The organism is Sphingobium terrigena, assembly GCF_003591655.1.
Lineage (GTDB): Bacteria > Pseudomonadota > Alphaproteobacteria > Sphingomonadales > Sphingomonadaceae > Sphingobium > Sphingobium terrigena.
Genome location: NZ_QVRA01000001.1, coordinates 16,970 through 30,759 on the forward strand (window position 1 = coordinate 16,970; position 13,790 = coordinate 30,759).

11 protein-coding genes and 1 pseudogene are annotated in these 13,790 nt (G+C 63.6%); 2 read left to right on the top strand and 10 right to left on the bottom strand.

Going from position 1 to position 13,790, the window contains the following annotated elements; genetic code table 11:
* The first annotated feature begins 43 nt into the window (after positions 1-43).
* Complete coding sequence (locus D0Z70_RS24735; RefSeq protein WP_182913784.1) at positions 44-190, top strand: hypothetical protein; 147 nt, start codon at positions 44-46, stop codon at positions 188-190.
* Here D0Z70_RS24735 and D0Z70_RS00070 read toward each other — a convergent pair.
* From D0Z70_RS00070 to D0Z70_RS00080, 3 genes are all read right to left on the bottom strand, one after another.
* Entirely contained in the window at positions 177-3,263 is a 3,087-nt protein-coding gene (locus D0Z70_RS00070) for an efflux RND transporter permease subunit (protein WP_119743396.1), read from the bottom strand. The two genes, D0Z70_RS24735 and D0Z70_RS00070, sit on opposite strands and share 14 nt — an antisense overlap.
* Positions 3,260-4,309, bottom strand: coding sequence for an efflux RND transporter periplasmic adaptor subunit (locus D0Z70_RS00075; RefSeq protein ID WP_119743397.1), 1,050 nt, complete (start codon positions 4,307-4,309; stop codon positions 3,260-3,262). The genes D0Z70_RS00070 and D0Z70_RS00075 overlap by 4 nt, the downstream gene beginning before the upstream one ends.
* A 116-nt stretch (positions 4,310-4,425) precedes the next feature.
* A complete protein-coding gene (locus D0Z70_RS00080; protein ID WP_119743398.1) occupies positions 4,426-5,040 on the bottom strand; it encodes a TetR/AcrR family transcriptional regulator in 615 nt (204 codons plus the stop codon).
* A gap of 92 nt (positions 5,041-5,132) precedes the next feature.
* On the opposite strand from D0Z70_RS00080, the gene D0Z70_RS00085 reads away from it, so the two are divergent.
* Entirely contained in the window at positions 5,133-6,587 is a 1,455-nt protein-coding gene (locus D0Z70_RS00085; protein WP_119743399.1) for an efflux transporter outer membrane subunit, read from the top strand.
* A gap of 134 nt (positions 6,588-6,721) precedes the next feature.
* Here D0Z70_RS00085 and D0Z70_RS00090 read toward each other — a convergent pair.
* The 7 genes and pseudogenes from D0Z70_RS00090 to D0Z70_RS00120 all read right to left on the bottom strand — a co-directional run.
* Positions 6,722-7,329, bottom strand: a pseudogene (locus tag D0Z70_RS00090) (ATPase, T2SS/T4P/T4SS family); the annotation flags it as partial.
* Positions 7,330-7,560: 231 nt separating this feature from the next.
* Positions 7,561-8,100 carry a helix-turn-helix transcriptional regulator gene (locus tag D0Z70_RS25805; protein ID WP_420820348.1) on the bottom strand — a complete coding sequence of 180 codons (540 nt, stop codon included), beginning with the start codon at positions 8,098-8,100 and terminating at the stop codon, positions 7,561-7,563.
* Complete coding sequence (locus D0Z70_RS00100) at positions 8,013-8,261, bottom strand: Arm DNA-binding domain-containing protein (protein ID WP_119743401.1); 249 nt, start codon at positions 8,259-8,261, stop codon at positions 8,013-8,015. Before D0Z70_RS00100 ends, D0Z70_RS25805 begins: the two co-directional genes overlap by 88 nt.
* Positions 8,262-8,554: 293 nt before the next feature.
* Entirely contained in the window at positions 8,555-10,114 is a 1,560-nt protein-coding gene (guaA, locus tag D0Z70_RS00105) for a glutamine-hydrolyzing GMP synthase (protein WP_119743402.1), read from the bottom strand.
* A gap of 191 nt (positions 10,115-10,305) precedes the next feature.
* Positions 10,306-10,959, bottom strand: coding sequence for a YoaK family protein (locus D0Z70_RS00110; RefSeq protein WP_119743403.1), 654 nt, complete (start codon positions 10,957-10,959; stop codon positions 10,306-10,308).
* A 9-nt stretch (positions 10,960-10,968) separates the two neighbouring features.
* Positions 10,969-11,556 carry a hypothetical protein gene (locus D0Z70_RS00115; RefSeq protein ID WP_119743404.1) on the bottom strand — a complete coding sequence of 196 codons (588 nt, stop codon included), beginning with the start codon at positions 11,554-11,556 and terminating at the stop codon, positions 10,969-10,971.
* 61 nt (positions 11,557-11,617) lie between these two features.
* Positions 11,618-13,789: a prolyl oligopeptidase family serine peptidase gene (locus D0Z70_RS00120; RefSeq protein ID WP_119743405.1), complete on the bottom strand. Its 2,172-nt coding sequence runs from the start codon at positions 13,787-13,789 to the stop codon at positions 11,618-11,620.
* Between the last annotated feature and the right edge of the window lies 1 nt (position 13,790).

Sequence of the window (13,790 nt, forward strand, 5' to 3'; positions counted from 1 at the left end):
GCAGCCTTGCGTAAATCCGGCTGTCAGCGCTCGCACTCGCACGTTGCTGGCCGACCTTCGCGACGAGTGGGTCAGGCTCGACCAACGGGTCAAGGCGCATGACAACGAACTCGCCACGCTGACGCGCGAGGATGTGCAGGCGCGACGGCTGGCGACTATCCCCGGCATCGGCGTCATCAAGGGGGGGTGATACGATACCAAAGCGCATAGAGGGCTGGCAGGAACAGCAGGGTCAGGACCGTGCCGCCCAGCGTGCCGCCGATCAGCGTGACCGCCATCGATCCCCAGAACACCGAACTGATGAGGGGCACGAACGCCAGGACCGCTGCTAGCGCGGTCAGGATGACGGGCCGAGAACGCTGCACCGTCGCCTCGACCACTGCGTCGAACGGTGTGAGGCCCGCGCGCTCATTGTCATGGATCTGGCCCATCAGGATCAGCGTGTTGCGCATCAGGATGCCGGCGAGCGAGATGAGACCCAGGATCGCGTTGAACCCGAAGGGCTGGCTCGTCAGCAGCAGGATCGGCACAACCCCGACCAAGCCGAGCGGCGCGGTCAGCAGCACGATCCACATTGCCGACAGGCTGCGGACCTGCAGGATGATGACGATCATCATCAGCACGATCATGATCGGGAAGATCGGAGCGAGCGCCGCATTGGCCTTGCCTGCTTCCTCGATCGAACCGGCCATGTCGATATGATAGCCTTCGGGCAGATCGACGATGATCGGCTGAAGCTTCTTCATCATCGCGGTGGACACATCGGGAGGCTGGAGCCCGTCGGCGATGTCGCCGCGCACGGTGATGGTCGGGACACGGTCGCGGCGCTGGAGGATCGGATCTTCCATGCGCACGTCCATCCGGCCGATCTGGCTGACAGGGATGTGCTGGCCCTGGGCGCCGGTCAGCGTGTAATCGCCAATGCGCGCGGGATCGAGACGATCCGTTCCGGTTGAGCGCACGACGACGTTGACGGTGCGGATGTCCTCCCGCGCCTGGCTGACCGTCACGCCGGTCAACAGGAACTGCAACTGCTGCGCGACGTCGCTCGATGTGAGACCAAGGGCGCGCAAGCGATCCTGATCGAGCACGAAATGGAGTGCCGGCGCGCGTTCGCCCCAATCGCTGTTGACCGTGCGCATCATCGGATCGGCCTGCAGGACGTCCTGGACCCTGGCCGCAATGGTGCGAACCGTCGCGAGGTCGGGGCCGTTGACGCGGAACGCAACAGGGAACGGCGAATAGGGACCGAAGACGAGTTGGGTGGCACGGACCCGCGCGGTGGGAGCGAGACCGTCTGCAGCGGCCTGACGCAACCGGACCTTGAGCGTGTCGCGTGATTCTTCATCCGGCGTGCGCACGATGATCTTAGCGAAGGAAGGATCGGGCAGTTCGGGCGAAAGCGACATGAAGAAGCGCGGTGCGCCCTGGCCGATATAGGTGGTAACGACCTTTGCCTCGGGCTGCTTGCTCAGCCATGCTTCGACCTGCTCGGCCGCCTTTTGCGTCTGTGCGATCGCGGTGCCCTTGGGCATCTGCACCTCGACCAGCACCTCGGGACGATCGGAGGCGGGGAAGAACTGCTGCTTGACCAGCGGCATTCCCGCACCGGCGACAAGGAATGCGCCCAGGGTCGCTAGCGCCACCAGCTTCTTACGGCGCACAGCCCAACCGATGAGCCTGCGCACCTTTTGATAGCGCGGCGTTTCGTAGATCGCGGCATGCCCGCCCTCGACGGGCTTGATCTTGGGAAGCAGCTTCACGCCCATATAGGGGGTGAAGATGACCGCCACGAACCACGAGGCGATCAGCGCGAACCCGACGACCCAGAAGATGTTGCCGGCATATTCGCCTGCGGTCGACTGCGCGAACCCGACCGGCATCAGGCCGATGACCGTGAGCAGCGTGCCTGCGAGCATCGGCGCTGCGGTATGGCTCCAGGCATAGGCCGACGCCTTGATGCGGTCATAGCCTTCCTCCATCTTCACCACCATCATCTCGATGGCGATGATGGCGTCGTCGACGAGGAGACCGAGCGCGAGGATGAGTGCGCCGAGCGTGATGCGATCGAGGACACGCCCCGTCGCCCACATGATGACGAGCACGACTGCCAGCGTCAGCGGCACGGCGGCCGCCACGACGATGCCCACCCGCCAGCCCAGGCTGACAAGGCTGACGATCATTACGATTGCGAGCGCCTCGAGGAAGGTATGCATGAACTGATCGACGGCGTCGGAAATGTTCACTGACTGATCCGTGACCGGTGTCAGGCTCATGCCCACCGGTAACTCTGCCGAGATCTTCTCGATCTCGGCCTTGAGCGACTTGCCAAGGTCCAGGCCGTTCCATCCTTCGCGCATGACGACGCCGAGCAGCAGGGCCGGTTCGCCCTCACTGCGCACGAGGAAGGTGGCGGGATCCTCGTAACCGCGATCCACTTTAGCGATGTCGGACAGGCGCAGCGTGCGGCCGCTCGCGACGATGGGAATGTCGCGAATCCTCGACAGGTCGTCGAACGCGCCATCCAGGCGCACGAGCGTCTGCTGGCCTTTGGTCTCGATCGAGCCGGCGGGCGTGATGAGGTTCTGGCTGGCGAGCGCAGTGAAGATGTCGCGCGGCGACACGCCCAGCGTGGCGAGCCGTTCTTGGGCGAACTCGACATAGATACGCTGAGGCCGCTCGCCGATGATGTTGATCTTGTTGACGCCGGGCACATGCAGCAATCGCTGCCGCAGGCTCTCGGCCTCGCGGGCGAGATTGCGCTGCGGCTCGCCCTTGGCCTTGAGCGCATAGAGGGCGAAGGTCACATCGCCATATTCGTCATTGATGAAGGGGCCGACGACGCCTTGCGGAAGCTGCGCGGCCTCATCGCCCAGTTTCTTGCGCGCCTGATAAAATTGCTCCTGCACCTGGTCCGGTGGGGTCTGATCACGCAGCGTCAGCGTGGTGAAGGCGAGGCCTGGCCGGGTGAAGGTCTCGCTGCGATCATACCAGCGCAGTTCCTGCAGCCGCTTCTCGAGCGGCTCGGCGACCTGGTCCTGCATCTCCTGTGCGGTCGCGCCGGGCCATGCGGTCACCACGGTCATGACCTTGATGGTGAAGCTCGGATCTTCCGCCCGGCCCAGGCTCAGGAACGAGAAGATGCCCGCGCCAACGATCGCGATCAGGAAGAACAGCGTGACAGACTTCTCGCGCACGGCGAGGGCAGAGAGGTTGAAGCGCCCCTTTTCGGGCGCGGAGATCTCGGGACCATGCTCGCTCATCGCGCCGCTCCAGCCACGGGGGCGGCAATACGGACAGCTTGGCCCTGATGCAGCATATGCGCGCCCATCGCTACGACCCGCTCGTCGGCCTTGAGGCCCGATGTGATGGTGGCTGCCTCTTCCGCGACCCCGGAAATGCGGACGGGCCGCCATGTGATCGTCGCGGGGGAATTGCCTTTGATGACCCAGACGCCCGATCCCTTGCCGGCATCATGGATGGCGCCAAGCGGCACGACGGTCGCCGCCGACTCGCCCGGCTGTGAGAGTGCGACCGTCACGGTCGAGCCGAGCGGAGCCCGGGCAGCGGCACCGTCGAGCACATAGCGCGCCTCGAATGTCCGGGTTGCCGGATCGGCGGCATCAGAAAGCTGCCGCAAACGCGCGGTTCCTTCTTGGCCGCTATAAGTGCGCGCATCAGCGGTCGAACCGATCGCCGGACGCACCGTCTCGGGCAGTTGCACCAGCGCCTCGCGGGGACCGGACCGGGCCAGCCTCACGACGATCTGCCCCGCCGCGACGACCTGACCGGGTTCGGCGAGCGTTTCCACAACGGTGCCGTCGGCGTCCGCTATCAGTACGGAATAATTGGCTTCGTTGCGCGAGATACGGGCTTGCGCTTCTGCTGCCGCGAGTTGCGCGCGGGCGGAATCCGCTGCGGCCTTCGCCTGATCGTAGGTTGACGCGGACACTGCCCCGGCGCTGACCAGATCGCGCAGACGCCGTTCATCGGCCGCGGTCTGCACGGCGCGAGCCCGCGCGGCCTGCACCGTCTCCTGTGAAGCCCGCGTGGCGAGCGCGAAGTCGGTCTGGTCGATCCGCATAAGCGGTTGGCCACGACGGACAACCTGTCCGGCATCGACAAGGCGTTCGATCACCTTGCCCCCTACCCGGAAGCCGAGATCGCTCTGCACGCGGGCTGCAACAACACCGGTGAACTCGCGATTGGCCGAGCCCTCCGCCGTGGGCGTCATCGCCCGAACCAGCGGCGGCTCGCGACGCGGATCGCTCTGCGCCTTCTGGCACGCCGCCAAGGCAATAGGGAGCATGAGGGCGGACAAACCCGCCGTGATGAAACGACTCGACAAAGAATAAGTCCTCCGAACTTTGGAGGACTATTTGTTTCCTTGTGACTCATATGTCAATGGGTCACTCGTCATTTCCGCTATGGTGCTAGGCTGCGCAGGATAAGACTGGTGACCTCATTGGGCGCATCGGGCAGCAGGTCGAGATTACGCTCCAGGTGAAGCGGATCGATAAACGGCATCATGGCGTACAGGATCGCCCGGCAGGTCTCGTCGAGCGGCGTCTTGCGCTCGAACTCGCCGTTTTCCCTGCCACTTTTAATGATCTCCGCCAGCATGCCCTGGAGTGTCTGCTTATAGGCCTGTGACGATCCCCACTGCTCCGCAGCCGAATGGGCAGTGATGTCATAAATTTTGCGGTCATGGAAAAAGAGATCGACGCTGCGGACCGTCAGACTCCTGAACATACGCCGAAGGCGGTCCGTCGCGCTGTCACCCTCTTCGATTGCCGCACGGGTTTCGGTGACGATCTGTTCGAGACGCGAGCCACAGATTTCTTCGCCGATCGCCTGCTTCGACTCGAAGAAGCGGTAGATATAGGCTTTCGAGAACCCGATCTCCTTGGCGAGGTCGGAAACAGTCGTTTTGGCGTAGCCGTAGCGGGCAAAACATTCATGGGCTGCCGCGATGATCTGGTCGCGCACGGCATGTTCAGCAGGGCCGCGGTTCGGGAGGTCGGTGGTGAGATTGGTCATGCCCTAACCATAATAACAGCGGCCGACATTGACAACATGTGACTATCATATATATCAGTCACAACATTGTAACTGATGCTTTGAGGAAACGAATGCGGCTCCTGAACCCGATCCTGTCCACTGTCGGCGGCGCTGCCCTCCTCGCCGGCTGCGCGGTCGGACCGCGCTATGTGTCGCCGGTCGTGACGCAGCCGCCCGCCTTTCAGGGTGGGCCGTCCGTAGAGGCGCGCGCTTCCGCTGCCGAGACGGCAAATCTGGTCTCATGGTGGCGCGCGTTCGACGATCCACTTCTCACCAGCCTTGTGGAGCGAGGCCTCGCGCAGAATCTCGATCTCCAGCAGGCCAGCGCCCGCGTCGTTCAGGCGCGCGCCGCGCTCAAGGGCACGAATGCCGCGCTGATGCCGTCGGGGCAGGTCAGCGGACAGGCAGGTGAGGTTTACCAATCGAGGGAGACACCGATCGGACGGATCGGCAGCGCTTTTCCGCAGTTCGAGCGCTCGACGGAAACCTATGAGCTGAACCTTGGCGGCAGTTGGGAAATCGATCTGTTCGGCGGACGCGACGCCGCCCGGGACGCGGCCCGAACCCAGTGGCAGGCGTCACAGGCCGGCGCAGTTGCCGCGCGTCTGTCGGTCGTAGCACAAATCGCCGACACCTATGTTGCCATTCGCATGTTGCAGGCGCGGCTTGATGTTGCGCGAGCGCAGCTTGATACCCGGCAGCGTCTGGTCGATCTCGTGGGGCTCCAGTATCGCAAGGGCGTCGCTGCCGAATTGCAGTTGCGTCAGGCGGAGGGCGCCCTGGCCCAGGTCCGCGCGTCCGTTCCGGCGCTGCAGAACGAACTCGACATGGCGATGAACGCGCTCGACGTGATGCTTGGCGTTCAACCCGGCACGACACGCACGGAATTGGCGATCCTTGCCCCGATACCGCTTGCCCCCGCAGTATCTGCCGCGGGCGGGCCGGCTGCGCTGCTGCGACGCCGGCCCGATATCATCGCGGCCGAACGGACATTGGCGGCATCCAACGCGCGCATCGGGGAAGCGATCTCGGAATATTACCCGAAGCTCTCGCTGAGCGGCCTGCTCGGAACGGCCTCTACCGCTGCGGGCGGTCTTTTCACCGGCAACGCGACGCAGGCCAACGGCATATTTGGGCTGCGTTGGCGGCTCTTCGATTTCGGGCGGGTGGATGCGGAGATCAAGGCTGCCAAAGGCGCCAATGCCGAAGCACTGGCAGCCTATCGCCTGACAGTGCTTCGCGCGTCCCAGGATGTCGAGGACGCCTTCTCCACGCTGGTTCAGCAGGAGGCGCGTGCGGCCGCGCTTGTTCAGGGCGAGAACTCGCTGTCGCGCGCGCGAGACTCCTCCATGGCCGCCTATAAGGGCGGGATGGCGAGCCTCATCGAAGTGCTCGATGCCGATCGGCGTCTGCTGGAAACACGCGATGGCGCGATCCAGGCGCGCGCGGCAGCAGCGCGCGGCGCGATTGCGTCGTTCCGGGCGCTGGGCGGCGGGTGGGACGGCGCTAAGATAACGTCATCATAGTGGCAGCGGTAAAGGCGGAATAGCCAGTTCATACCCGGATAACAGCAGACTGACCTGCGTCAGGATAGCAGTAAGCAGTAGAGGAAACACGCATGTCATCTCCAACGCTCTCAAAGATTTTCGTTGTTGGCGGCACGGGCGCGCAGGGCGGATCGCACGAGATCGGACAGCGTAGCGACGCCATCCTTGGTTCGCATCGCGATCAGGTTGGGAGATGTACACTGGAGCTCGCGCGTATCCTCAATGAGGACGATCCTGTCGGTCGTCCTGGCGACCTCGGCCAGAAGCGCGTTGGTGAGCGTCGTCTTGCCGGTCCCTGTGCCACCGGCCACCAGGATGTTCTGGCGCGTGGAGACGGCTTGCGCCAATATGTCGGCTTGGCGCGCAGACATGATATTGGCGGTGACATATCCGCGAGCGTGAATACAGCGACGGCGGGCTTGCGAATGGCGAATGTCGGCGATTGGACGACGGGCGGGAGCAGCCCCTCGAACCGCTCGCCGGTATCGGGAAGTTCCGCCGACACGCGCGGCGCGCCGTCATGAACCTCCGCGCCGTCATGATGCGCCACCAGACGGATGATCCGCTCGCCGTCGGCCGCCGACAGGCAGGCCCCGGTATCGCTGAGGCCTTCGCCCAGCCGATCGATCCAGACATGACCGTCGGGATTGAGCATGATTTCGATGACGCACGCATCGTCGAGCCAGCCGATGATCGCCGAACCGAACGCCGTGCGGAGCATGCGCGAGCCGCGTGTCCTGGCCTCTGTACGGAGCGGATATGCTCATGGATCGACCCTGCCAATTGCCGGACCGTTGGCGGCCCAGCTCAGGGGATGATCAAGAAAGCCACATTACCTCTATCCGCAACATCGAAATCGCTTCGGCGTAGGCTGGCGCAGAAAGACAGGGAAACGGCGGTTTTACAGGTACCATTTGACGAGGGGACGGCGCACCACCCCCTCGAGATGACGTTACCAGTATTTGTGGCGCTGGAAGATTTCGGAAAAAGAGATCAGGCCGTCGAACAGCGCCCGGATCACGAGCGACGTTCTCTTGCGCACGCCATAGCGCTCGCGCGCGAACTTAAGATGCTGAATCACGGTTTCCTTGGAGATGCCCAATATGTCGGCAATCTCCCCGTCGGTATTTCCGCGAGCGGCCCATAGAACGCAGTCGCGTTGACGTTCCGTGATCGCGGAATCCCCAGACAGTGTCGTGCGGCCCAGAAGGTGTTGCCCGCGTTCGAACGCGAGCCCGCCGATCAGTTGCGCGGTCCAGATCTGATCGCGAGGCAGCGGCTCGTCGGCTCGGGTGACGAATGTACAGGATCCGCTGACTTCGCCTGGGATGTGCGAAGGGACGGTAAAACCTTCACCAAGCCCATGAGCTTGTCCGGCAGCAAGTACCGCGCGATCGGCAGGCGTCAGTGTGAGAAATCGTGGAATGCTGAGCCAGGCAAAGCCCAGATGGGTCCGGTGGCTCGCTCGTCGGATATGCCCGAGGGGCCGTATCTACCGAGGGTCACCGTCTCTCGCCGCCCATTCAGACGGTAGTCCAAGCGGAACGAAATAGCCCCGCCAGTGGTGACCCTTACATACATGCCATCCCGGTCCGAGACCTTATATGCTTTCTCTTTTGATTTCAGGTTCTTAAGTGCTGCATCCGTAAGCATTGTGGGACCTCCGCGATAAAAATACCGTCTGCCCGAAAACGCACCCCTCCCGGCCGAAAAAGCTTTGCTTTTTCAGTGGTTATGGAAGAAAAAATACCGTCAGGGACTGTGTTGACCCTGACGGTATCGAGCAATTTGCGATGAGACAAGAGCAGCCGGGACCGTCAGCTTGCGCGACAGATGCGAAGGCTACCCACCGATTGTTATTGAATGTCCGTGATAATAAACTATTTTTTATCAGTTACTTACGTCGTATAATGGCGTAGTTCCAGCCCCCTCTGGAGGGGCCAAAATCATTCCCACTCAATGGTTCCCGGCGGTTTGGACGTATAGTCATAGACCACGCGGTTGATGCCCTTTACCTCATTAATGATCCGGGTCGCGACCCGGCTGAGGAAAGCCGCATCGAACGGGTATATGTCCGCGGTCATGCCATCGGTCGAGGTGACGGCGCGCAGCGCGCAGACGCTGTCATAGGTGCGCAGGTCGCCCATGACGCCTACGGTGCGGACGGGGAGCAGCACGGCAAAGGCCTGCCAGATCGCGTCATAGAGGCCCGCATTGCGGATTTCCTCCAGATAGACCGCGTCCGCCTTGCGCAAGATGTCGCAGCGTTCCTTGGTCACTTCGCCGGGGATGCGGATCGCAAGGCCCGGCCCTGGGAAGGGATGACGGCCCACGAAAATCTCCGGCAGGCCCAGTTCCCTGCCCAGCACGCGCACTTCATCCTTGAACAGTTCGCGTAAGGGTTCGACCAGCTTCATGTTCATGCGTTCAGGTAGGCCGCCGACATTATGGTGCGACTTGATCGTCACGCTGGGGCCGCCGGTGAAGCTCACGCTCTCGATCACGTCGGGATAGAGCGTCCCCTGCGCCAGGAAATCGGCTCCGCCAATCTTCGCGGCTTCCTCCTCGAACACGGCGATGAATTCGCCGCCGATGAACTTGCGCTTCTTTTCGGGGTCGGTCAGCCCTGCCAGACCGCCCAGAAAGCGATCCTCCGCATTCACATGGACCAGTTTGATGCCATAATGCTCACGGAACAGGGTGACGACCTGCTCCGCCTCGCCCAGCCGCATCAGGCCATGGTCGACGAACACGCAGGTCAGCTGATCGCCGATCGCTTCGTGGATCAGCACGGCCGCGACCGCGCTGTCGACACCGCCCGACAGGCCGCAAATCACCCGGCCTTCACCCACCTGCGCGCGAATTTCGGCGATCTTGGTCGCGCGGAATTCCGCCATGGTCCAGTCGCCCGCGAGGCCGCAGACATGGCGGACGAAATTGGCGAGCAGCTTGCCGCCATCGGGCGTGTGGACGACTTCGGGGTGGAACTGGGTGGCGTAGAAGCGCCTGGCTTCATTGGCGGTGACGGCGAAGGGCGCGCCCTCGCTGGTGGCGACGACTTCGAAGCCGTCGGCCAGCTGCGTCACCTTGTCGCCATGGCTCATCCACACCTGGTGCTTCTCACCCGGCGCCCACAACCCGTCGAACAGGGCGCAGGGTTTCTTGACTTCAATGAAGGCACGGCCAAATTCGCCGCTCTCGCCGCCTTCCACATTGCCGCCCAGCTGCTGCATCATGGTCTGCTGGCCGTAGCAGATGCCCAGCACCGGCACGCCCGCATCGAAAATGGCTTGCGGCGCACGAGGGGAATCCTCCCACATGACCGAGGAGGGGCCGCCCGACAGGATCACGCCCTTGGGCTGCATCCGGGCAAAGGCTTGTTCCGCACTGTTGAACGGGGCGATTTCGGAATAGACCCCCGCTTCGCGCACGCGCCGGGCGATGAGCTGGGTCACCTGGCTGCCGAAGTCCACGATGAGGATGGAATCCTGAAGGGGCAGCGTCATCGAATCGCCTTTATGTCGAGCGGTTGAAGGGATTCGCGTCCGGTTAGTCGCCCGGTCCCGATATGTCCAGTTTTCGCGACCTGTGCTGCGTCAACCTCCAGCCCGCGCCCGGCAGCGCAGCCGCAACCAGAAAGGCGCTGCCGATGAAAGCAGGGGGCGGACATGTGTCACCGCCAGGAGCGAAGCGGCCTTCATGCCAGATAATTGGCGCGCGGCAGCGGTCCCAGCCGGACGCTCCAGAGCAGCAACAACCCGCACCAGCCGCAAGCGATCCACAAGGCTCCAAGATCCATCCGTCCAAACAGCAACGCCCCCGCCACAGCGCCCGCCACCAGTCCAAGCCAGAGCAACACATGCGGCACCCATCCGAACAGCGGGCCACCAGTCACGGCGCTGGCCAGTGCCTGCCCCAGCTTCACCAGCGCGCCGGTCATATAAGTGACGCCGATGCTCACCTCGCCATCGCGCTGGAAAACATTGTTCACCGCGCCCATCGCCGCCGCCATCAGCAGGGTCAGGCCGTCGCCAGCCGATCCGGCCAGCGATGCCGCCATGGTCAACAGCGCCAGAACGAGTCCCAGCACGGCCTGCTTGCGCCACCGACCGGCCGCCCGCGCCAGCAACGCGCCGACAAAGACCCCGCCGACAAATGCGCCGATCAGCCCGATCGCCGCCCATGCCAGCGTCGGCTCGGTCGCGATGCCGACCGCCATCCGGGTCGAATTGCCGCTCATGAAGGACACGAATAATCCGCCGAGCTTGAGCAACCCCAAAGCATCGACCATCCCCGCCAGCGCCGCCAGGCCAAAGGCCAGAACATGGCGCGAGGGAGGATGGCGATGCACGGTTGCGGCTTATTGCATCACGACATCGCGACTCAGATAGACCTCTGCCACGCGGCCATCCTTGATCGTGCAGGTGAAACGGCGGGTGGTGCCGGTTGGGGCGCGATAATTGGCGCGGGATTCGACCTCACCGTCGATATTATAGCCATCTTGCGCCGCGCGCGGTTCGTCCATGCGCCGTACCTCGGCATAGCCACCATTCGCGCCCTGCGCCTCATCCCGCGCGGCGACAGCGCAGGCATCGGTCATCTGGTCCTGATCGCCATTGGCCGAGGCTACATCGGAAAAATCATCGTCGCGCCTGACATCCGCGCCATAGTCAGTGCCGTTGGCAGGCGGGGGTGCCGCATCGTCGCCATTGCGCGCGACCTTCTTGTCCTTCGACATGGAGGAGGCGACGATCGCCACCGCGCCGATCAGCGCCGCGACTCCCACGGCATCGCCGAAACCAAAGCCATTGCCGCGATCGCGATGATGATGACCCCAGCCCCGATCATGGCCGCGATCATAGCGCGGACGCGCCTGCGCCGGGGCGATGCTGCCCACCAACAACGCCAGCCCCACCAGCGATCCTGTCATCCAGTGCGTCTTGCCCATGCCTCTATCTCCTGCGGTCAAGCGGTCTCTATCCGCGTCCGGCTGTCGCGCGGCTGAACGATTATTGCGGATCGGCCCTAATCTGCAAACCCGTGAATGACGCCAGAAAGGCATAGCTGTCGGCATATTCGTCGATCAGCTTGTCGATCGGCTTGCCCGCGCCATGACCCGCCCGGCTTTCCACCCGCAGCAACCGGGGTCTGCTGCCGACATCGGCGGCCTGCAAGGCGGCGGCATATTTGAAACTGTGGGCGGGAACCACCCGGTCGTCGGTGTCGGCGGTGGTGACGAGGATTGCGGGATAATCCTTGCCCGACAGGATGTTATGATAGGGCGAATAGCCGTACAGCAACGGAAAATCCTCCGCCCGGCCAGGCGATCCATAATCATCGACCCAGTAGCGCCCGGCGGTGAAACGATCAAAGCGCAGCATGTCCATAACGCCCACGGCAGGCAGCGCGGCGGCGAACAGATCAGGCCGCTGATTGACCACTGCGCCGACCAGCAGGCCACCATTGGAGCGCCCCTCAATCGCCAGCCCGTCGGGCGTGGTATAGCCATTAACCTTCAAATATTCGGCTGCGGCGATGAAATCATCGAACACATTTTGCTTGTTGGGGCCACGTCCGGCTTCATGCCACGCCTTGCCGAATTCGCCACCACCGCGCAGATTGGCGATGGCATAGACCCCGCCCTGCTCCAGCCAGGCCAGCCGCGTCGCCGAATAGCCCGGCGTCAGGCTGATGTTGAAGCCGCCATAGCCGTAGAGGATGGTCGGCGCCGCGATCGCCCGGTCGGCCAGTGCCTTCTTGCGGATCACCGTCATCGGCACACGGGTGCCATCCTTGGACACATAGCTGATCTGCTCCACCCCGAATTCGTCCGGGTTGAAGGGCAGGTCGGGCTGCGCGAACAACTGGCTTTGCAGGGTAGATGTATCGAAGCGATAGATGCTGGAGGGGGTGGTGAAGCCCGAAAAGCTGAAAAATGTCTCCGGGTCGCCATCGCGCCCGCCAAAGCCCGCCGCCGTCCCCATGCCGGGCAAGGGCACGTCGCCTACCTTGCGCCCGTCCAGTTCGACCAGTTCGGCAATCGTTTCGGCCTGCGTCATATAGGCCAGGATCAGCCGGTTGCCGACCAGGGACCCGCCAGCCAGCGCATCGGCGCGCTCGGCGACCACCTGTTGCGGTTTGCGCCGTGGTTGTGCCGCGTCGAGCGTCACCACACGCAATCGGGGTGCATGATCGTCCGTGATGAAAAAGAGGGTCGATCCCCGACTGCCGATCAGCCGCCAGTCCTGCACCGGCCCCTTGACCAGTCGGCGTGGCTTTACTGGCCCGCCGTCCAGCGCCGCGACATGGACTTCGCGGCGCGGATCGATCCCCTCGAACGAGCTGATCACCAGCCAGCGCCCGTCATTGGTGACCTGCGCGGTATGGCTGAGTTTCGGACGGTCGGGTGTGGCGTAGATCAACTGATCCTGCGCCTGCGGGGTGCCGACGCGATGATAGAAAAGCTGCTGATCCTCATTGGCGGACCGGAAAGCGGTATCGCCCTGCGGCGCGGGATAGCGGGAATAGAAGAAGCCCTCGCCACGCCCGTCCCAGGCCAAGGTCGAAAATTTGACCCACTCGATCCGGTCGTCCAGCACTTTGCCCGTGTCCACGTTCAGCAACCGCAGTGTCCGCCAGTCGCTGCCTGCTTCCTGAACCGCAAAGGCCAGCGTGCGACCGTCGGGGGACGGGGTCCATTCGGCCAGCGCGCTTGCCCCGTCCTTCGCCCAGTCATTGGGGTCGATCAGCAAACGCTGCGGTCCGTCCAGCCCTTCCCGCACATAGAGCGGGGTCTGGTTTTGCAACCCCTTGTTGTAGCCGTAGAAATAGCGCCCGCCCGCCTTGCGCGGAACAGTATAGCGCCCATGCGAGAGCAACGCCTGCATCCGCGCCTTGAGCGCCGCGCGGCCCGGCAGTCCGTCGATATAGCGGCGGGTCAGCGCATTTTCTTGCGCCACCCAGTCCCGCACTGCGGGGTCGGCGCGCAGGTCATTTTCCAGCCAGCGATAGGGGTCGGCGACCTTCACGCCGAAATGATCCTCGATCAGGTCGAGCCGCTTGGCGGCTGGATAGCGCAAGCCCTGTCCGGCCGCGTCGATCGCAGCCGTTTCCGGTCCCGCAAGGACCGGGCTAGCCGCCAGCAACAGCGGCAGCAGGAACAGGCGAGCCGTGACGCGCATC